15 protein-coding genes and 2 pseudogenes are annotated in these 21,543 nt (G+C 49.8%); 13 read left to right on the top strand and 4 right to left on the bottom strand.

The window, feature by feature from the left end; genetic code table 11:
* Nucleotides 1-59: 59 nt before the first annotated feature.
* The 6 genes from QNH99_RS22110 (at nucleotide 60) to uca (ending at nucleotide 7,876) form a co-directional block, all read left to right on the top strand.
* The gene (locus QNH99_RS22110; protein ID WP_256852884.1) at nucleotides 60-1,118 is read left to right on the top strand and encodes a putative urea ABC transporter substrate-binding protein; all 1,059 of its coding nucleotides are present in this window, start codon (nucleotides 60-62) and stop codon (nucleotides 1,116-1,118) included.
* 24 nt (nucleotides 1,119-1,142) lie between these two features.
* The gene (locus QNH99_RS22105; RefSeq protein WP_096011564.1) at nucleotides 1,143-1,958 is read left to right on the top strand and encodes an ABC transporter permease; all 816 of its coding nucleotides are present in this window, start codon (nucleotides 1,143-1,145) and stop codon (nucleotides 1,956-1,958) included.
* On the top strand, nucleotides 1,955-2,731 hold the full coding sequence (locus QNH99_RS22100) for an ABC transporter ATP-binding protein (protein ID WP_096011565.1): 777 nt from the start codon (nucleotides 1,955-1,957) through the stop codon (nucleotides 2,729-2,731). Before QNH99_RS22105 ends, QNH99_RS22100 begins: the two co-directional genes overlap by 4 nt.
* A gap of 4 nt (nucleotides 2,732-2,735) precedes the next feature.
* Nucleotides 2,736-3,464 carry an urea amidolyase associated protein UAAP1 gene (locus QNH99_RS22095; protein WP_410517711.1) on the top strand — a complete coding sequence of 243 codons (729 nt, stop codon included), beginning with the start codon at nucleotides 2,736-2,738 and terminating at the stop codon, nucleotides 3,462-3,464.
* Nucleotides 3,465-3,474: 10 nt separating this feature from the next.
* Nucleotides 3,475-4,110, top strand: a complete 636-nt coding sequence (locus QNH99_RS22090; protein WP_096011567.1) for an urea amidolyase associated protein UAAP2 — start codon at nucleotides 3,475-3,477, stop codon at nucleotides 4,108-4,110.
* 160 nt (nucleotides 4,111-4,270) lie between these two features.
* Entirely contained in the window at nucleotides 4,271-7,876 is a 3,606-nt protein-coding gene (gene uca, locus QNH99_RS22085; protein WP_410517710.1) for an urea carboxylase, read from the top strand.
* A gap of 743 nt (nucleotides 7,877-8,619) precedes the next feature.
* Here uca and QNH99_RS22080 read toward each other — a convergent pair.
* A complete protein-coding gene (locus QNH99_RS22080) occupies nucleotides 8,620-9,663 on the bottom strand; it encodes a hypothetical protein (protein ID WP_410517709.1) in 1,044 nt (347 codons plus the stop codon).
* 743 nt (nucleotides 9,664-10,406) lie between these two features.
* Here QNH99_RS22080 and QNH99_RS22075 point away from each other — a divergent pair.
* From QNH99_RS22075 to QNH99_RS22050, 6 genes and pseudogenes are all read left to right on the top strand, one after another.
* Nucleotides 10,407-10,644, top strand: a pseudogene (locus QNH99_RS22075) (type II toxin-antitoxin system CcdA family antitoxin); the annotation flags it as partial.
* Between the two features lie 28 nt (nucleotides 10,645-10,672).
* Nucleotides 10,673-10,962 (top strand): annotated as a pseudogene (locus QNH99_RS22070) (CcdB family protein).
* A 921-nt stretch (nucleotides 10,963-11,883) separates the two neighbouring features.
* Nucleotides 11,884-14,385, top strand: a complete 2,502-nt coding sequence (locus QNH99_RS22065; protein WP_410517708.1) for a glucan 1,4-alpha-glucosidase — start codon at nucleotides 11,884-11,886, stop codon at nucleotides 14,383-14,385.
* 1 nt (nucleotide 14,386) lies between these two features.
* A complete protein-coding gene (gene gnd / locus QNH99_RS22060) occupies nucleotides 14,387-15,391 on the top strand; it encodes a phosphogluconate dehydrogenase (NAD(+)-dependent, decarboxylating) (RefSeq protein ID WP_172896978.1) in 1,005 nt (334 codons plus the stop codon).
* 17 nt (nucleotides 15,392-15,408) lie between these two features.
* Nucleotides 15,409-16,779 carry a glucose-6-phosphate dehydrogenase gene (gene zwf, locus QNH99_RS22055; protein ID WP_410517707.1) on the top strand — a complete coding sequence of 457 codons (1,371 nt, stop codon included), beginning with the start codon at nucleotides 15,409-15,411 and terminating at the stop codon, nucleotides 16,777-16,779.
* Between the two features lie 18 nt (nucleotides 16,780-16,797).
* Nucleotides 16,798-17,493, top strand: a complete 696-nt coding sequence (locus QNH99_RS22050; protein ID WP_172896949.1) for an ROK family protein — start codon at nucleotides 16,798-16,800, stop codon at nucleotides 17,491-17,493.
* Between the two features lie 208 nt (nucleotides 17,494-17,701).
* Here QNH99_RS22050 and QNH99_RS22045 read toward each other — a convergent pair whose 3' ends face one another.
* Both QNH99_RS22045 and QNH99_RS22040 read right to left on the bottom strand, forming a co-directional pair.
* A complete protein-coding gene (locus QNH99_RS22045; RefSeq protein WP_410517706.1) occupies nucleotides 17,702-18,001 on the bottom strand; it encodes a CcdB family protein in 300 nt (99 codons plus the stop codon).
* A 2-nt stretch (nucleotides 18,002-18,003) separates the two neighbouring features.
* Nucleotides 18,004-18,222, bottom strand: coding sequence for a type II toxin-antitoxin system CcdA family antitoxin (locus QNH99_RS22040; protein ID WP_063877079.1), 219 nt, complete (start codon nucleotides 18,220-18,222; stop codon nucleotides 18,004-18,006).
* A gap of 87 nt (nucleotides 18,223-18,309) precedes the next feature.
* Here QNH99_RS22040 and QNH99_RS22035 point away from each other — a divergent pair, with 87 nt between their 5' ends.
* Nucleotides 18,310-18,507, top strand: a complete 198-nt coding sequence (locus QNH99_RS22035; RefSeq protein ID WP_410517705.1) for a hypothetical protein — start codon at nucleotides 18,310-18,312, stop codon at nucleotides 18,505-18,507.
* A gap of 444 nt (nucleotides 18,508-18,951) precedes the next feature.
* On the opposite strand, the gene QNH99_RS22030 is transcribed toward QNH99_RS22035, so the two are convergent.
* Complete coding sequence (locus tag QNH99_RS22030) at nucleotides 18,952-21,378, bottom strand: hypothetical protein (RefSeq protein WP_410517704.1); 2,427 nt, start codon at nucleotides 21,376-21,378, stop codon at nucleotides 18,952-18,954.
* Nucleotides 21,379-21,543: the final 165 nt, after the last annotated feature.

Below are 21,543 nucleotides of genomic sequence, written 5' to 3'. Positions count from 1 at the left end.
GCAGCACCTTTGGGTGTCGCGCTGCTCCCGTTTTTTTTTGTGCCAACCAGAGGTTAACAATGAAGACATCGCCGCTCCTCCGCTCACTTTTTCTGTCGCTGGCGCTGCTGGCCAGCTTTCCCTCTCTCGCCGCAGTAAAAAAAGAGTTCAACATCTGCTGGACTATCTATGCGGGCTGGATGCCCTGGGGCACCATCAGCAACGAAAAAATCATCGATAAATGGGCCAGTAAATACGGCATCAAAATCAATATCGTGCAACTCAATGACTATATCGAATCCATCAATCAGTACACGGCGGGTCAGTTTGACGGCTGCACCATGACCAATATGGATGCATTGACCATCCCAGCAGCAGGCGGCGTCGATACGACAGCACTGATTACCGGCAGCTATTCCGAGGGTAATGACGGTGTCGTGCTAAAAGGGGTGAATAAAAAACTCAGCGATCTGAAAGGGATGTCGGTTTATCTGCCAGAGCTTTCGGTGTCGCACTATTTGCTGGTCCGTGGTCTGGAAAAAGCCGGACTGCAGGAAAAAGACGTTAAAGTCGTCAATACCTCAGATGCGGATATTGTCTCGGCTTTCGGCACCAGCAACGTACGGGCGGCAGTGGCCTGGAATCCACAGCTTTCGGTTATCAAAAAGACCCCACAAACCACAGAAGTGTTCAGCTCTTCGGAAGTGCCCGGCGAACTGATTGATATGATGGTCGTGAATACCCAAACCTTAAAAGATAATCCCGCCTTGGGCAAAGCGCTGACCGGTGCCTGGTTTGAAATGATGAGCAAAATGCAGGCTGGCGATACGCAGGCGCTGAGTGCTATGGCTGCCGATTCCGGCATTGACCTCGCCGGTTACAAAGCACAGCTGAAAACGACCCATCTGTTCTGGACGCCTGCCGACACGCTGACCTTTATCTCCTCGCCGGATCTGGCGAAAACCATGCAGCGGGTTGCAACATTCTCCTTCGATAAAGGATTGCTGGGAGAGGGCGCACAAAGTGCTGACTTTATCGGCATGATGTTTCCCGGCAACACCACCGTCGGCGATACAGCAAACATCAAACTGCGTTTCGACGACAGCTATCTGAAGATGGCTGCTGCGGGCAAGCTGTAATAACTGATCTCGGGAGTTCATGTCATGCGCCACATCAATCGCCATCCCCGACAGGGGATGCGCCTGACGCTAATGCTATTGCCGTTTGTGTTATTGATCGCCACCTGGTTTATCGGTTCGGCGGTGCGGCTGGAGGCTAATCCGCAGGACAAGCTGCTGCCTGGTCTGTCACAAATGATCGCAGCCGTTGACCGGATGGCATTGACCCCCGATAAGCGCAGTGGTGAGTATCTGCTGTGGGCTGACACGCTGATTAGCCTCAGCCGTTTGCTGATTGGCCTGACGCTCTCTTCGCTGATTGGCTTGTGTATTGGTATCGCCGCTGGCGTCTTCCCGTTGTATCGCGCGGCGCTCTCGCCGCTCATGACCGTGATTTCGATGATCCCACCGCTGGCTATCCTGCCGGTGCTGTTTATCGTTTTCGGGTTAGATGAGCTATCGAAAGTCATGCTCATCGTTATCGGCATTACACCAATGCTGGCGCGTGACCTTGAACAGCGCGCGCGGGAAATCCCCGCAGAGCTGTTTATCAAAGCGCAAACCCTTGGTGCTAATAGCTGGACGGTCGTCCTGCGGGTAGTGCTACCCCAGCTTTTATCGCGCCTTATTACCTCGTTGCGACTGCTGCTGGGATCGGCCTGGCTGTTTTTGATCTCCGGTGAGGCGATTTCCGCTACTGCCGGTCTGGGTTACCGCATTTTCCTGGTTCGACGCTACATGGCGATGGACGTGATTATTCCTTATGTCATCTGGATAACGCTCATCGCGTGGCTGATGGATTTGGCCTTGCGGCAGTTGCATAAAACCTGCTTCAAGTGGGCGGAAGGAGGCCAGGGATGAGTTTTATCGATATCAAAAATATCTGGCAGGAATACGGTGACCACGTGGTGCTGGAGCGCATCAATTTGCAGGTGAAAGAGGGCGAGTTCTGCTCAATGGTTGGCGCCTCCGGCTGCGGTAAATCGACGTTTTTACGTCTGCTGCTTGGCCAGGAAAAGCCAACCAGAGGAGAAATCATGCTCGATGGCAAGACGCTGGCGGCGGAACCCGATCGCAGCCGGGGCGTGGTATTCCAGCGCTATTCAGTATTTCCTCATCTTAACGTACTGGATAACGTCGCCATTGGTCTTGAACTGGCGGCTTCACCGCTGTTTGGCCGTTTGTTTGGCGCAAGAAAACGCGATGCCCGTCAGCGGGCGCAACTGATGCTGGAGAAAGTAGGGCTAGGGCACGCGCTCGATAAATACCCGGCGCAGCTTTCCGGCGGGATGCAGCAGCGGTTAGCGATTGCCCAGGCTTTCGTCATGCAGCCGCGGGTGCTGCTGCTTGATGAGCCTTTCGGCGCGCTGGACCCCGGCATTCGCAAAGATATGCATGCGCTGCTGCTCCAGCTGTGGAGCGAAACCCGAATGACGGTGTTTATGGTCACCCACGATCTTGCGGAAGGCTTCAACCTGGGCACCCGGCTGCTGGTTTTCGACAAAGTGCGCCTTGACCCCCAGGCACCCAACGCATGGGGCGCGCGCGTGACTTACGACATCCCGCTCAATGAAGCGCGCATGGCGCAACTGGTAACCGGTAGCAACAATAATCTTTATGCATTAAGGAGATAGTTTGATGACCGCACTTTTTCACTCCTCACCCAGCCTGCGCGAAGAGCGGCTTCCCGGCGGGGCGCATACCTCGTTCATTTTGCGCAAGGGGCAAATTCTGCGCATGACCGATATCGACGGCGGGGCTAACGTCAGCATGATGATGCTTAATCCGCACGAAAAAAGTGAACGCCTGAATCTGCCGGATACGCTTAAGGGCCAACATACCGCTCGCCTGACAGCCGGGCATTGCTTCTATTCTGATATGGGCCGTGTGTTAGCCGGTATTGTCGCGGATAGTTGCGGCTGGCACGACCCGTTCGGCGGGGTACTCAATGCGGAGGAAACGCGTAATAAGTACGGTACGGGCCGCTACCAGGAACTGCGTAACGGCTTCTACCGCAACGGTGTCGATAATCTCCTGGTGGAGATGGGCAAATGGGATCTGGGCCTTGAAGATTTGCTGATGGTTATCAACTTCTTCAGCAAAGTGAGCGTTGATAAAGACGGCCGCTTCACGTTTCACCGGGACAATAGTCGCGCGGGGGATTACGTCGAGCTGTTTTCACCTATGGACGCGCTGATAGTACTGACTGCGCTGCCACATCCTCAGGACCCTGCCGCTGAATACGATCCGCGCCCGATCCAACTGAGCTGGTATCAGGCTGACGATGTGCATGCAGTGACGGAAGCGCTGTTCACACGCGATGAAAATCAGCGCGCGTTCCTCAATACCCAACTCTTTTCCCTGTAAGGAGGCTGTGATGACTCTTATCAACAGTAACCGTCGTCCTGAAGATGCCGTTTATCGCCATGTGATCCCGGCGGGAGAGCCCTGGCTATTTGAGGTAAAGAAAGGGCAAACGCTGCGCCTGCTCGACCTCGAAGGCAATCAGGCGATTGATACGCTGTTTTACAATGCTGATAACCCACGCGAACGCTACGATCCGCAGCGCACGCTACGTCGTCAAGGTAACGCTTACCTGACGGCGGGCAGCGTCCTCTATTCAAATCTCGGCAATCCGCTGCTGACCATCGTTGCCGATACCTGTGGACGCCACGATACTCTTGGTGGTGCCTGCGCGCAGGAGAGTAATACCGTGCGCTATGCCCACGACAAACGCTATATGCACAGTTGCCGGGATAATTTTCTCTGCGCCTGCCTACATGATGGCCGCCTGCATAAGCGCGATATCGGTGCCAATATCAACTTTTTTATGAATGTCCCCGTGACGCCGGAAGGCAGCCTGACCTTTGAGGACGGTATATCGGCCGCAGGAAAATACGTTGAGTTGTTTGCCGAATGTAACGCTGTGGTGCTGATCTCCAACTGTCCGCAGTTGAACAACCCCTGCAATGGCTGGAACCCTACGCCTGCAGAGGTGCTGGTATGGAACTGAGCCAGCGGCAGTAACAGCGATGTCTGGCCTTCCGGCTCTTCGCTGTTAGCACCGAACACGTACACCGACGCACCCATCTTACGTGCCGGTTGGCCCTGGGGACGGCCCCAGGGGAACATCGAATGTTGCGGGACGGCCCGCTTCCCTGAGAGTTCCGCTTATGTTTGATAGCTTACTGATTGCCAATCGCGGCGCGATCGCCTGCCGCATCTTGCGTACCCTGCGCGCCATGCAGGTGAAGGGCGTCGCCGTGTACTCTGAAGCAGACCTGAGCAGTCTGCATATCCGCGATGCGGATGAAGCTTTAAGCCTCGGTGACGGCCCGGCGATGCAAACCTATCTGGTGGCTGAAAAAATCATCGCCGCGGCGCAGCAAAGCGGGGCCAACGCGATTCACCCTGGCTACGGTTTTCTCTCAGAAAACGCCGCATTCGCCGGAGCCTGTGAAAAAGCAGGGCTGATTTTTGTCGGACCAACGCCACAGCAGCTGCGTACCTTTGGCCTGAAACACACCGCCCGAGCCCTGGCCAAAGCAGAAGGTGTGCCGCTGCTGGAAGGGAGTGAACTGCTGGCTGATATCGACGACGCCAGCCGCGCAGCAGAGGCGGTAGGCTATCCGGTGATGCTCAAAAGTACCGCCGGAGGCGGCGGAATTGGTATGCGCGTCTGCCGGGATGTGCAGGAACTCGCGGAGGCGTTTGAAACGGTCCAGCGGCTGGGGCAAAACAATTTCAGCGATGCCGGCGTGTTTCTTGAAAAATACATTGAGCGCGCCCGTCATCTTGAGGTGCAGATTTTCGGCGATGGGCAGGGGGAGGTTATCGCCTTAGGCGTACGTGACTGTTCGGTACAGCGGCGTAATCAGAAAGTGATTGAAGAGACACCGGCACCCAATCTCCCTGAAGGCATGGCGCAGGCGCTCTGCGCGGCGGCCATTTCGCTGGGCAAAGCCGTAAACTATCGCAGCGCTGGAACGGTTGAGTTTGTCTATGACAGCGTGGCGCAGCAGTTTTATTTTCTTGAAGTAAATACGCGCCTTCAGGTGGAGCATGGTGTAACGGAGCAGGTCTGGGGCGTTGATCTGGTGCGATGGATGATTGAACTGGCGGCGGGCGATTTGCCCCCACTGGATGACTTATTTGCCGGGCTAAAACCACAGGGGCATGCTATCCAGGCAAGAATTTATGCGGAAGATCCTGGCCGACAGTTCCAGCCTTCGCCCGGCCTGTTAACCGAAGTCGTCTTCCCGCCTGCCGATGGTGAAACGCTACGTATTGACCGCTGGGTCGAAGCGGGTTGCGAAGTCCCGCCGTTTTTTGATCCTATGCTGGCAAAAACCATCGCCTGGCGTCCCAGCCGCGATGAGGCTATCGCCACGCTGATGCAGGCGCTGGCGGAGACCCGGTTATACGGCGTAGAAACTAATCGCTTGTACCTGATGCAAATTTTGGCGTTCGCTCCCTTTGCCGCAGGCGAACCCTGGACCCGCTGTCTTGAGCAACTGTGTTATCGAGCCGCCACGGTTGAGGTACTGAGTGCCGGAACCCAAACCAGCGTTCAGGACTACCCTGGGCGGCTGGGATACTGGGCGGTGGGCGTGCCGCCGTCGGGACCGATGGATGACCGCGCCCTGCGTTTCGGCAATCGGCTTTTGGGCAATGCCGAAGGGGAAGCCGCGCTGGAAATCACCCTTATGGGGCCAACTTTGAAATTTAATACCGATGTTCAGGCGGTGATATGTGGTGCGCCCCTGGCTGCCACGCTAGAGGATGTTGCTGTGCCGATGGACTGTGTTTTTAGCATTCCGGCTGGCGCAACGCTGAAGCTGGGCGCGATTAGCCACGCGGGCGTCAGAAGCTATCTCTGTCTGAGCGGCGGCATTCAGGTGCCGGATTATTTGGGCAGTAAAAGCACGTTTACGCTTGGTCAGTTTGGCGGTCACGCCGGACGGGCGCTGCGCGGCGGCGATGTGTTGCATCTGGCTCCGCGAGCTGCCAGCCAGACCAGCGCAACGCTGCCCATCGCGCTGCGTACGGCACTCCCGCAGGTGCGTACGCTGCGGGTGATTTATGGCCCGCATGGCGCGCCGGAGTTCTTCGAGCCAGAATATATTGCGACTTTCTTTGCGACAGACTGGGAAGTGCATTTTAACTCCAGCCGTACCGGTGTGCGCCTGATCGGGCCAAAGCCGATCTGGGCGCGCGACAGCGGGGGAGAAGCGGGGCTGCATCCGTCAAATATTCACGATAATCCTTACGCCGTCGGTGCCGTAGATTTTACAGGCGATATGCCGGTGATTCTGGGGCCGGATGGCCCCAGCCTGGGCGGTTTTGTCTGCCCGGTGACAGTGATAGAAGCCGACCTCTGGCAGTTAGGGCAACTTAAAGCCGGCGATAAAGTGCGTTTTGTGGCCGTGGATTTAGCTACCGCCCGCCGACTGGCTGAAGGACGACGCAACGAGTTAGCGACACTCGAGGTGCAGAAAATCGCCTGGCAACCGGCCCCCTTGACGTCACCGATCATCATGACCTGCGGCGAGGCAGATAAACGCCTGGTGGCGCGCCTTTCCGGCGACACCCATTTGCTCCTTGAGGCAGGCGAGCCGGAGCTGGATCTGGTGCTACGTTTTCGTATTCACGCCTTGATGCAGGCACTGGAAGCGCCATCCCGAAAGGGCGTAATTGATATCACGCCAGGGATTCGTTCACTGCAAATCCATTTTCAGCCTGAAACCCTGACGCTGGCCTCGCTGCTGACCTGGGTGCGCGATGAATGGGCGGCAGTATGCGTTAGCGACGACCTGCAAGTACCCACACGCGTGGTGCATTTGCCGCTTTCCTGGGATGATCCGGCCTGCCGGAAAGCCATAGAGAAATATATGACCACCGTACGCCATGACGCGCCGTGGTGCCCGAGTAACCTTGAGTTTATCCGCCGGATTAACGATCTGCCTGATGAAGAAGCAGTATGGAATACGGTGTTTGAAGCCAGCTACCTGGTGATGGGGCTGGGTGATGTGTATCTCGGTGCGCCAGTCGCGACGCCGCTTGATCCGCGCCATCGTCTGGTCACTACCAAATACAATCCGGCGCGCACCTGGACGGCCGAGAACTCGGTTGGCATTGGCGGTGCCTATCTGTGCGTTTACGGCATGGAAGGGCCTGGCGGCTACCAGTTTGTGGGCCGCACGCTTCAGATGTGGAATCGATATCACGACGTCGCTGATTTTGCCGGTCAACCCTGGCTGTTGCGTTTTTTCGATCAGCTACGCTTTTATCCCGTATCGGCAGAGGAACTTCTGCATATTCGTCGTGATTTTCCACTTGGCCGCTATCCGCTGCGTATTGAACACAGCACGCTACGGTTAGCAGAATATCAGCAGTTCCTCGCACGCGAAGCACAGAGCATCACTGCGTTTCGCGACCATCAGCGGCAGGCGTTTAATGCTGAACGCGACCGTTGGATCGCCAGCGGTCAGGCCCATTTTGACAGTCAGGAGATTGTGGCTGATGAAGTCGGCGATGCGCCGCTACAGCCGGGTGAACAGGGGGTGGAAAGCCCTGTTTCCGGCAATTTATGGCAAGTGCAAACCACTGTGGGTAGCCGGGTGCGCGCGGGCGATGTTCTGGTTGTGCTGGAATCGATGAAGATGGAGATTCCGCTTCTGGCACCCTGCGACGGCGTGATCCAGCAGGTTAATGTGCAACCGGGCAGCGCAGTACGCGCAGGACAGTGCGTAGCGGTGATTATTGAGGATAATATTTAACTGGCGGGGATCTGATGTACATCTGACTATCCCTGGCGACGAACTATCGCAAAGGTCTAAATACCCTGCGCCTGTTGACGACATCCGTCAGCGGGCGCAGGTGCCTAAGCAGAGTTCCATGAGAAAAGGTGGCAAAGTCATGAACCACTTTAAGACGGGGAACGTCGTTCATTGTAAAGCACTCCGAATCCTAAGCCGTCATCAGTTGCGTCCTCAGCCATGAAACTCTGGAAAAAGGACGATAATGCGGACATCTCAATATAGCCAGAGACGAACATCTGAATTTAGCCATTACCATATCGGTGCGCATAATCTATCTTATGTTAAATAAGAAGCCTCGCGATACATAGCGAGCGACTTAATTCGGTAGTATTCTCATTCAAGATATTATCATCCCTATCCTTGATGACAAAAAAGGCCGGCAGTGCGGCCTTAGAAGATGACCAGCTCTGTATATAAGCAATAGATACATGATCCGGCAAAGCTTCGCTAGGGGCTGCATGCATAAGCTATAGCAAGCATCAAGGTTCTCGCTAAGGTAAAATACTGGCTTTCTTGCTCATGCCGATAATGGCTAGTTACTTTCCTATTATCAATTAAAATCACCCCAAATTTACTACTGTTTGTAATCACCGGCTTTCGTTATGTTGAAGTTTTAAACCTCAGACAGGATGCACTGGCCAAACGCCAGATAGATGACCCTAGCAGTTGCAAACCTTGCGTCTAACATATTGTCAGTTGCATTACTTTATATCTGGTATGAAGTTGCAGCCAAGAGCATTGCTTATTTCTCGAAGTAACGATCCTGAGACTGAAAAAAGGCTATGAGCGTTAACCGATATAGAATATAAGCTCCTTGATATCAGAACGCCATCCAATTGAAAATAAAGACATGAATTCGATTCATAACCATTCGCCCGGTCAACATTGATAATGGGCAAACCAATTTCCATCTCCAGACTAGAGATTATCCCTCTGTTTTCATAACAATGCTTCAATGCCTCTTTCAGAGTATCAAAATCAATCTCAGCGAAAGTTCGTATAATGCCAGATTTTAATAAATGATATTCATTTTGATGTATGGTATAAAATGCATAAGCATAGTCACCATCTTTAAGCCTCTGTGCCTCATACTTAACTAATGGATATCTATTGTGTTTCAAGTAGTTGTTAAGTTCCAAAAAAATATTATACTTATGACCGAAACCTGTTCTATTGCAGTAAAGGAAATGCGTAAGACGGTAATATTCCTGAACAGCTTCGTTGGGAAGAATGTCAATCTTCCCATTTTCTTTTATCAATTCTGAGAATGCAGGATCTTCAGTTTTAAGCACCCTCCATTTAACTAGTTCTTGTTTAAAAACACCACCCCACATAAAATAAAACTCATTCCATATGTCGTTTTCAGGCTCAAACTTCTCCGCAAGAATTGGTTTTAAATGTTGTAGATATTTACTCCATGACTCTTTCTTTGCAATTAACTCGTTAGTGATTTTCTTGTATTGAACACTATTAATAACATCTAAAGGGGCATTCATCTTAGTTGCAATAGCGATATAATAATAATCTATCAATGACGCATATGCATTTAACAATGAATCTGCATTCACTTGAGCTTTAAAAAAAACATCATTATCGACTGGATTAATGTTATTGTTACCAGCCTTTAGAAAAAAATTAATAGCATCTATAAGTGAAGCATTGAAACCATTAGCAAGATATGTTATTTTGTGCGCTTGATACTTAATATTTTCAATTGCTTCCTGATACATATGTTCATTATCCATGAGCTATCCCTTTTGAAAATTAATCCGACCTATCAGAATTATTTTTAACCCTATCAGAGTAAAATAGTAAGGGTTATATCGCCTTGGAAGTCTTACAAACTGCACCAACATGCCACTAGTGCTCGCTTCACGCCGCTCGCCCAACATAGATCTCAATAGCCCTCTTACCAGACTGATCTCCTCAGATAAACCAAGCCAGCCTTGACAGCGCTACCGCCCTCAGAGATATCAGTTCTGATTAAGTATTGATGTATCTATATATTACCGAAATCCATGAGTTTCTCAAGAAAGCAATCAGATAAAACCTAAAAATTTATGGGCCTGGTCATGCAATTATGGAGGAAATAGTTAATGAACTGGAGTAAAATAAGCTGACAGGAAATGCCCATAAGAAGCGGATTCTCTGTTAGTTCATGAAGTTATCTGGAAGTTAGTTGGTATCTAAATTAGAAATATTCATTTTAAACAACTAAATGTGGCGCATTTACCTTATGGACTGAATTCTTACACAACATAAGTTAAATAAGATATTCATTTACGCACTCAGATGGCTCCCCGGCATCACTGGCTCCTCACCTGCGTACCTTTTCGTCCTAAAGCCTGTTCTGCACCGATCGCGCTACGCGCAAACTGGCCCATAGATCCCCTGCGGATTTCGCAGAATTCACATAGCGTTGTCAGCCGCGTTAATATTACCCTTAAATAAGCCGTGTAGTCTGGACGGAGTCAGACGCGAGCTAATTATGTCTGGAAAACAGCGAGTCCCACAAATTGTCACGATGACAGTAGAACGTACGTAACTTACTTGGCCGTGCACGTGAGGCCGGAATCAATCTTAGTGCCGCGCTGACTGCCGCGCCTGACGCCGAACTGCGTCAATATAAAGCACGCAAGTGCCAGGAAGAAAACACTGAAGCGCTTGATGCATTAAATTGTTGTCACGATGAAAATAGTTGCTTCAGTGATGATTACAGGCGTTTTAATAATTTAGTTCACTGTCTACCGCAATATCGGCAAACGTACTCTCTATTTCTTGCTGCGTGATAAAATCCGCGACTTCATTGGCCAGTGAAATCGCAGGATTGCTATCCCTCTTCTGCTCGTTGAAAGTATCCAGGTCGCACCCGACCGGAAAGACTTATCCCGCTTGTGAGAGTGCCAGATGAGCGTGAATATGCGGTTATGACCCACGAGATGGCGAGTATCCCCGCTCATGCGTCAGGCCCACTGTTCTGTGACGCATCGCCTTGCCAGACAGAGATTAAAGCGGCGATAGATTTTCTTTTTAATGGTATTTAACGACCTCTATTTTTATGTTTTGAAGGGAATGCCTTAAGATAAAGATAAAACCCTTAAATAATTTAAACGCCTCATCGAAGATGACTCAAAAATTATCTGACTCAATAATAGTCGCATCAGGATATATAAAATGATCAAGAATCTATTCATCCGTGTATTACTCACCCTGCCCTTATAATTAATCGAAAATGTTTCTCCTGTTCTGAATTCAGTGCGCCTCCGATTATGGCTTCAGACAATCCCGACTAAATAATCTTGAAATGAACAGGCGTCATTTTGCATCGGGTGCCTGCCATTGCTGAAAGGATGGTGGCTCAGGCGCAAAATTATGTAGCGGGCATCGCTGGTTCAGCTAATGCTGATGAAAAACAAAACCCGTCTGAATTCAGAGTGTAAAAATGCGCAACTGAAATTTACATCTGGTGTGGAACCGATCATCTGCTCATCATAAACTTTAAGCGAGATACATACCCGGGAGACTGAGGGTATTTTTGTGCAAAAAACCACATTTAAGCCTCCTGGCGTACAGGTTCCGTCATGTCAGAACAATGTCAGTGTGTCCGTGTAGCCTCTGCAGTAACCATCCATTAGTCAATGAGATAAAATAAAAATTGATTTCTCCCTGCTGCTGGCTTAAGTGCGAAAGGCTTAGTTAATACTTAATTGATTATTTATCCTTAATGACTAAGATGTTTTTTTGTTTTTACACTTTCAATTGTATTGAAACTTTTCAGGTAGTTGACCCAAAAAGCTACACCAGCTATAACAATATTGTCTCTGATATTAAAACCGCAAAAAATTACGTTGAAGCAATTTGCTTTGGTATAGAAATATTTCAGTCTTGCCCGCGAGAAGAGAGGATTTTATCCGCAATCTCGTGGTTGAGATTTTTTCTACGCATACAGCCAAGGTAGCCTAAAAATGGCAGATTCTGACAGCGATGCCCTGCAGTTGCAAAAGTGCATGAGAGAGGGCGACCAGCAAATAAGCGCTAAAGTTGATTCCGCCCCGGGAGCGCCGGGTATCGCACCCCGCTGGACATCAAGTGCCAAGAGCGGAATCGGCACGGCCCTTTCAACAGACTCCCCTGTCTGGTTTTCCTTAAGCCATGGTGTTCTCAACGAAATCTATTATCCGCGCGTCGACAGCGCCTGCACCCGTGATTTCGTTTTCGTCATCACGGGGCCGGAAGGGTATTTTTCCGAAGAAAAGCGTGATTGCTCGACCGAAATCAATACCTGCTCGCCAGGCATTCCGGCCTTTTCAATCAGCAACACGTCCCGTGACGGACGTTACAGGCTTGAAAAGGACATCATTACAGATCCGGCTCGTGCCTGCGTGCTGCAACGTGTCCGTTTCACCGCTCTGAAGGGTGATATCGAGGATTACAAGGTCACCGCACTGCTTGCCCCCCATCTGGTGAATGCGGGACAAATGAACGCTGCATGGATCGGCGAATTTGAAGACAAGCCCGTGCTTTTTGCCACGGGTCGCTCTTGCTACCTGGCGCTCGTTTGCGACCTACCCTGGACAGCAGTGAGCGCGGGTTTTGTCGGTACTTCAGACGGCTGGCAACAGCTGAAAAAACATGGACACATCGCCAACCAATACCAGCGCGCGGATGACGGCAATGTCGCGCTTGCTGGGGAACTGGTGTTCACAAGCAACTGCCGTGAAGCCACACTGGCTGTTGGTTTCGGCCAGACGGAATTCGAGGCCGCAGCGGCGGCAACCGCCAGTCTGAAAGCGGGCTTTGATGCAGCGCGGAATCACTATATTGGCAACTGGCAAGTGTGGCAGGACAAGCTCATGCCACTCGACCAGGAAGAGTGGAACGGCGTAAATACATACCGGGTTTCAACAGCAGTTCTGGCCTCGCACAGAGACGCCGATTCCCCCGGCGCCGTTGTCGCGAGCCTGACAATACCCTGGGGATTTTCGAAGGGTGATGACGATCTTGGCGGCTATCATCTGGTCTGGCCGCGCGACCTGGTTGAAACGGCAGGGGGTTTCCTGGCCGCTGGCGACCCCGACGCAGCACTCGCTATCCTCGAATATCTCCGGCACGTTCAAGAGCCCTCCGGGCGCTGGCCACAGAACCTGTGGCTCGATGGAAAACCTTACTGGCCCGGTATCCAGATGGATGAGTGCGCCTTCCCCATTCTGCTTACCGATATGTTGCGTCGACTCGGTCATCTCGACAAGAAAGCGCAGAAACGTTTTATGCCGATGCTGCGCAGCGCGGCCAGCTACATTCTGACCAACGGCCCGACGACCAGCGAGGACCGCTGGGAGGAAGACTCGGGCTACAGCCCCTTTACCCTGGCGGTAGAGGTTAGCGCCCTTCTTGCTGCCGCGGACCTGCTTTCTGTCGATGGAGACGAGGCGGCGGCAAATCACCTGCGAGAAACTGCGGACTGCTGGAATGAACAGATTGAAAAATGGACCTTTGCGGGAGAGCCAAATTTCTGCGGCTCCATCGGTATTTCCGGTCACTATGTCCGCATTGCTCCGCCAGGCGTAACGGATGAGGCCAGTGCATCCGGCAATACCGAGATCCGCAACCAGACGCCGGATCGGGCGCTTCTGTCGACCACCGATGTACTGAGCCCGGATGCTTTGGCGTTAGTGCGTTTTGGGCTGCGCGCCGCTGACGACCCGCACATCGTCGATACGATAAAGGCAATCGACCACAGTCTTCGTGTCGAGCTACCCCAGGGTCCACTATGGTATCGGTACACCGGCGACGGCTATGGCGAGCATGAAGACGGCGCGCCGTTCGATGGTATCGGCCAGGGACGTCCCTGGCCTTTGCTGGCGGGCGAACGTGCGCATTACGAGCTGGCAGCAGGCAGGCATGATGTGGCTGAGGCGCTATTGTCCACGCTGGAAAAATCGGCAGGCCCGGGCGGGCTGTTACCGGAACAGATATGGGACGGCCCCGATATTCCCGAAAAGGAACTGTTCTTCGGGCGGCCTTCCGGGAGCGCCATGCCGCTTGTCTGGGCGCATTCCGAACATATCAAACTCCTGCGATCGCTCCACGATGGCGCGGTCTTCGATATGCCACCGCAAGGCGTCGAGCGCTATATCAGAAATAAGACCGCATCGCATTTGCGCATATGGCGCTTTAACAACCGCCTGACCTCGCTTCCTGTCGGGAAGCAACTGAGGCTGGAAACGGAAGCGAACGCCCTGGTGCACTGGAGCACAGATGGCTGGGCTACCGTCTCTGACACACCTGCAGTCTCTTCCGGGCTGGAAACCTATTATGTCGACCTGCCTTTGCAGCATGAAGACGCAGGTACCAGCGTTGTCTTCACCTTCTACTGGCCAGACGTCGGACACTGGGAACACACCGACTTTACCGTTCACGTCGTGAATGAACAGGAAGATCAAACACGCATCGATAATGGAAAATGATATGCAGATTGGAATGGTAGGTCTCGGGCGCATGGGCGCCAACATGGTACGCCGCCTTCTTAAACAGGGCCACGATTGCGTCGTTTTCGACGTGAACGCCGATAACGTTGAAGCACTCATTAAAGAGGGAGCAACCGGCGCGTCATCGCCAGCGGATCTTATTGCTAAGCTGGAGACGCCGCGCGCGGTCTGGCTCATGCTTCCTGCCGCGATCACACCGAAGATTGCGCGGGACTTCGCATCAACGCTTACCAGGGGCGACGCTATCATTGATGGCGGCAACTCCTTTTACCGTGAGGCTATCGACCTGTCCGAGGAGTTTTCATCTCTTGGCATCGACTATATCGACGTCGGCACATCGGGTGGCGTTTGGGGCCTGGAGCGTGGCTATTCCCTTATGATTGGAGGCCCACAGGCGGCCGTTAAACGCCTGGACCCGATTTTTGCATCACTTGCGCCCGGTGCAGGTCAGGGCATCGCGGAAGATCCGGCCGTGGGAACGGCTCCAAGAGGCTATCTTCATTGCGGACCGGCAGGCGCCGGACACTTCGTCAAGATGGTACACAATGGCATTGAATATGGAGTAATGGCTGCCTATGCCGAAGGCCTGAACATATTGAAAGCCGCTAATGCCGGGACCGTCGAGCGAGAGGCTGATGCGGAAACTGCCCCCCTTTCCCACCCGCAATATTATCGTTTCGATGTCGATCTTCCCGCTGTTACAGAGGTGTGGAGACATGGCTCGGTCATTGGCTCCTGGCTGCTGGATCTCACAGCCGAGGCATTGAAACAGGACCCGCATCTCGACAATTATGATGGCCGTGTGTCCGATTCCGGCGAGGGCCGCTGGACATTGCAGGCGGCGGTGGAAACAGGCGTTCCTGCTCCGGTTCTTGCATCGGCCCTCTTCGGGCGCTTCTCTTCTCGTGGCGAAGCACAGTTTGCCGAAAAAGTTCTCTCAGCCATGCGGCATGCCTTCGGCGGCCATTTGGAAAAAACCAGGTAACGTAGAGGAGCACAGCAATGGCACAGCAGCGATCAGATGTGCTGGTGGTGTTTGGTGTCACCGGCGACCTTGCCCACAAGATGATCTTTCCTTCGCTCTACGCAATGGTGAAGCATGGCGCGCTCAAGACGCCGATCATCGGTGTGGCATTTGAGGACTGGACGCGTGATCAGTTGATCGCGCGGGCAAGAGATGCGGTTGAAAAGCATGTCGATGTCATCGATCAGACGGTCTTTGCCGAACTGGCGGACAGGCTGTCCTACGTTTCCGGCGATTATCGTACTCAGTCAACATTTGACGGGCTGCGGGATGCGCTGGCAGGCCATCATAACCCGCTCTATTATCTTGCCATTCCGCCCTCCCTTTTCGAAACTGTCGCCAACAGTCTGGAAGAGGCAGGTATCGCGAAAGGTGCCCGCCTGATGGTGGAAAAGCCGTTCGGACGCGATCTCGCGTCGGCAAAACAACTGAACAACGTGCTTCATAAGGTTTTCGATGAGGACGCGATTTTCCGCATCGACCACTTTCTGGGTAAGGAAGCCATCCAGAACCTCCTCTACTTTCGCTTTGCCAACAGCTTCCTTGAACCAATATGGAATCGCGATCATGTCGAAAGCGTTCAGATCACCATGGCAGAGGACTTCGGCATCAAGGGACGCGGCAAATTCTATGACGAAGTTGGCTGCATTCGCGACGTGATCCAGAACCATCTGGTCAATGTGCTGCTGTTGCTTGCCATGGAACCTCCCGCGTCCGGCGCGTCCGACGATCTGGTTGATGAGAAGGTACAGGTGCTAAAGGCCATGCCGCCCCTGTCAGACACTGACGTGGTTCGTGGTCAGTTTGAAGGCTATACCGATGAACCAGGTGTCGCCCCTTTCTCTCCGACGGAGACCTTCGCTGCAGTTCGCTTCCACATTGAAACATGGCGCTGGAGTGGCGTTCCCTTTTATATCCGTGCCGGCAAAAATTTGCCTGCACATGCGACAGAAGTGGTCGTGCGCTTCAGGCGACCGCCGGTTACCCTTTTCGATGACATTACCGACGAACCTGCCAACTATATCCGCTTTCGTCTCGGCCCGGATATTACGATCGGCATTGGCGCGCGACGCAAGGCTGCCGGCGAAAAGATGCGAGGTGAAGCCGTCGAGCTAACGGCGCTTGACGATGGTATTGGCGATATGCTGCCTTATGAGCGGCTGATCGGAGATGCCATGGCTGGAGACAGGCAGCTTTTCACCCGGCAAGATGCAGCGGAACTGGCCTGGAAGATCGTCGAGCCGATACTGGATGAGAAAACCGTTCCCGCTGCCTACAAGCCAGGGTCCTGGGGACCCGCTGCGATGGCGGACTTTGCGCCCCCCGGCGGCTGGTTTGACCCCGTTTGAGCTGATGGATAAATATAAATGACAAAGCATACTTTAAAAAAGAAAGAGCCTATCGTTCTGTCCATCGACATCGGCGGAAGTCATGTGAAGATCCTCTCCAGCGCTGGCGGTGAAGAAAAGAAGGCAGAAAGCGGAAAGACCATGTCTGCAGCTGACATGGTTGCGGCGGTCAAGGCCATGGCTGAAGGCATGACCTACGATGTGATCGCGATGGGTTTTCCCGGTCCAGTGGCGCACGATAAACCGCTTAGTGAGCCCGCCAACCTGGGTGAAGGCTGGGTGGGGTTTAACTATGCGGACGCATTTGGCTGCCCTGTCCGTATCGTCAATGACGCCCTGATGCAGGCGCTCGGCTCCTATCAGGGAGGACGAATGCTGTTCCTCGGTCTCGGCACCGGACTGGGTGCTGCCATGATCGTCGAGAATGTCGCTCAACCCATGGAGATTGGTCATCTACCCTACCGCAAGGGCAACAGCTACGAACACTATGTGAGCGAAGCCTATCGGAAAGATAAGGGAAACAAAAAATGGCAGGAGCAGGTTTTCGATGTCGTGGAGATGCTGACCAAAGCCCTGGAGCCTGACTACGTGGTGCTGGGTGGCGGCAATGTGGATAAACTCGCTTCACTTCCGCCAAAGTGCCGCAAAGGCGACAACACTCTGGCGTTCGAAGGTGGATTTCGGCTCTGGAACGATCGCAGCCTGATTACGTAATCTCTGCTTTCTGGTTTATTACCGAATAGCGTTGCGGTGTTTTCGATTCTCTGCCGTGAGCAATTGTTTGCGGCAGATAAAAACCTCCAGCGAATTCTAAATTCAACCAGACGTAACGCTGCTGTGTGGACGCGTCGACATGACATTTTCAGGCCTATAGAATAATGGCAGGTTTTTTCACCGTCCATCGGCGCGATGAGAAACCGTGTCAGAACCCCCAAAAGAGCCTGAAAATCGCGTTTTTGATTATCTCTTCATACTGTCTGACATCACCGACTTTATCCCCTAACGCTTTCATCGGGACTGATGACACGTCGGTTGTCACAACCCGGTATTTGATGCCATTAACAAGCACTTGAGGATAGAGTTCACCTGTACCCCTGAACTCGCTCGGAAGTGCAAGTGGTACAACCATTAAACGGCCTGGTGTTTCTATTAGATAGCTCTGTACTTCAACAAGATAGGGGTATTTTGTTCCGTTTATGTGCGGGTAAACGTCATATTGCATCGTTACCAGTTCCTGTACATATCAGAAAGCGAGCCCTCTTCTCCCACAAAGTCAGAGAAAGCTTTCATGCTTTCACGGTTTTCTTCTTTCCAGCGTTCCGCTCGGATTCTGCGGGCCTCATTGATGACAAGTTCGTTAACCATTCCAGAGAGATTTAAGCCAGCAGATGAAAAAACCTCATAGGCTTCTTTATCGATGGTTACGTTAGTTCTGTATTTCATGCGCACCTCCAGAGTGTGAGTTAAAAGTATACACTTCGAATACACACTGGCAAGGCTCGTTTTTTTGATTTATGGACGGATTTCAAGGTGCAGCTGGTCGCACTCAACCTGAAAATTGTCAGACTGCCGGATGACCAGAAACAGGCGGTAATGATTCATCAGGTGGCTAGCGTCCCTGCTCGTGATGCAGGTGCACTGTTCGTTAAGGCCGCGTCTTATGGGGCAGAGATTAAAGCGGTGATTGATTTCTTATTTATGTTATTTAATGATTTGATTGGGATCTAGGATGAGGAATGCTATTTATGTTTAATAAGATATCCGTTTACTCACTTACTCAGCCCGTTTAAAGCCCTTTCTTGTCTCACCTCTTTTGTATAATAGTGGACTAAGCATTACTAGCAGAGTATTTATTAGGTACTGGCGATGCTGACCTCTCAACGGTTTAAAGCCTAGTACACCCGCTTCTTTATTGATGAAAGACTTTATCATATACCAATTGACCACTAACGGCTGGCCAATCAGGCAGTCCTGCGGCTAATAGCAATTTAAACAAACAGCTCCTGAGCTTCTCTAGTGGAAAGATTCCAGTTTGCGAAAAGCAATTTTGGATGGAGGCAGTCATGAACTCCTGATTTTTATATGGTGAGTTGTCTGGCCGCATGATGGAATCTGACCGGATCCCAACCTCCCGCTAAAGACGGGATCCAGATTCAAATGTTCTCAGTTTTATCACCTCTTCAATAAAACTCTCCTTTTTATTATCAATTCTTTTATTTTTTCCATGGATTTTTTTGTTTTTATTGAATAAGAGATCCCCGGGGAATAATTTTTCTCAGCTAATCTCAAATGTTTTTCAGAATCATTTAAAACAAGAGCTTTATCTTCATTGCTAATATTTTTTGAAGATAAATGATATCTCGCAATGGCTTTTCGGAGGTGACAAAATGATTTGGGTCTGCCGTGATACTCAGCTTTATCTATATATTCATCGCCTCGTTGAATATCATCCAATCTATAATATATAAGTGCAGCGTTGACTATAGCGTCGCAATTTTGTTCATTTAACTCTATTGCTTTAATAGCAGCACTTAATGCATCTGGTAAATTGTTCAATTTATTTGATAAAAACCATGCGTAGCGATCATGTAATGAAGAGTTAAATGGATCATCTTCTATGGCCAATTTATAGTATTCAAGTGCCTTTGGGTAATCATTATTATCTACAGCAACTTTTGCGACTTTACTAAACTCACTTCTAAAGGCCTCAGAAACTCTATCTTCTTTATATTCTTGTTCTATTTTTATTCGTTCTTGGCTATATTTATCAACAGAATTAGATAGTTCAATGATATCTCGTTTTTGAATGGTATTTAGCTCGGAGAATTTTTTTTCGAAAAACCTTTTTGCTAGCTCAACAAGTTCTAATTCATAGTGACTACCATAGTCTAACGTTGACGCAAAATGAGTTTCTTTTAGGCTTTCAAGAAATGTAGAATGCTGAAGTTCTACTATTTGACAAGCTCGACTTATTACTGTGCTATTTAGTGGGCTTGTTACTGATATGATAATATAAAATATATTTTTCTGAACATCATTAAGTCTAGCCCAAGCATCTTCATACAAAAACTCAAGCAAATCTTCATTTGATTTTCTGAAAATATTTTCAATGGCAGCTTCAATTGAAATATTGCTCCTTGAAATATAAACAACCAATGATTCAAGCAGAAGTGGTTTATTCATGAGTCTATTGGCAGTGGAAAGAAGCTTTCTATCGCCAGCTTGGATTATCGGAGTGGCTCCATATAATTCAGCTAGTCTTTTAAGTAACTTTACTGAATCTGATTCATTTAGTCCTTCTACTAAAATTGGTTCAACCTCAACATTCTCCTGTCTTCTTGATGTTATTATCAATCTACCAATTCTTTTTCCTGCTTGTTTCAGGAATTCGGCTAGTTCAGAGTTTTTCTGAGGGCTGTCACTGAGGGTTTCAGAGTTATCAATTATTAATAGTAAATCGTTCCGGGATATTTTCTTTTCTAATAAAAAATTCTCGGCTTTACTAATTAAGGCGGTGCCACTGGTAGTGTACCATTGTCTTTCTAAAGAGGAGTCAAAAAACTTGATTACTTCTCTAATGCATTCATCCATTACAGGTTGTATTGTGCTAAATCTCTCCAGCCCATTTTCTGTCCAGCGCGTCATTTTTGCAGTATAAAAGCAGATAAGTAGAGGGAAATTTTTATTAACTTTCAAATCCCCTTCAATAAGGCGATTCATTGCTTCAAGCACTAAAGTTGTCTTTCCATAACCTCCGTCTCCATATATTAGACAACGCCTTGAATCATTATCATTAAGCCACTCTACTAGATGATCAACCTCTTTTTGCCTTCCTTCAAATGTTTCGGTTTGTCTTATTGGTATATTATGCTCAACTATATACTCCTTACCCATGCATTCAACTTCTAATATTTTATATGTTTCAAAGATTGAATCTTTGAAACTATTAAATATATTATTTTCACTGAGTGAGACTGTTTTAGTCGCTGAGCTTTCATAATTCAGAGTTTGAAGTTGTAACTTCCAGTTACCTTGGCGTTGATTCACTTCAGTTATAACAATTGCTTCATTGTTAAAAAGAAATGGAAAGTTAATTTTTAACTTCCCTGAAGGGATATCTAAAAACAAATCATTGCCGTTTACTTTTGGAATGACGCATAAAAATACATCAAGACAGTTTTCAATTAATTTTATAGTTTTACTATTCCACTCAGACATTGAAGCGCGGTCTAGTACCCCATGCCCTGGTTTTTTATTCCTAAATGCCACCCACTCTTGTAACATGGTCGATAATGACTTTCCTGTTACATTATCTTTTTCATACCAACCAGTGAAAATTCTCGGATCAAAATGAGAGCGTAAATGGGGGGTTAGCTTATCGATTATATCTACAGGCATACCGTCTGCCGGCCTTTTAAATCTCTCAACTAAACCGCCAATATCAAGTTCATCAACATTTGTTTCACTTTTAGACATTTCTAATGCAGAGATAGATACTACCTGAAGCAATGAACGTAGTATATTAGTTAAACATAGAAACTTATCTGTATCACCTAAATCATCTGCTTGAGATTTTAATTTTAAATATAATTCCTTCATTTATTTAAATTCCATATCTATGTAGGATGTTTCTTAATTGTATCAAATGTTTAATTTATGTAAAGTTTTTTTTACAAAATATTTATGCGCGCGATGTATACATTTAGATTTCTTTATTTAAAACTTATTTCTATAAATTTTTTTATCTTATATGATTCCAAGCAT

This window comes from Pantoea allii, assembly GCF_046529425.1.
GTDB lineage: Bacteria > Pseudomonadota > Gammaproteobacteria > Enterobacterales > Enterobacteriaceae > Pantoea > Pantoea allii.
Note: the sequence above shows the minus strand (reverse complement) of the source record. Positions and strands in the feature narration are given on the sequence as shown.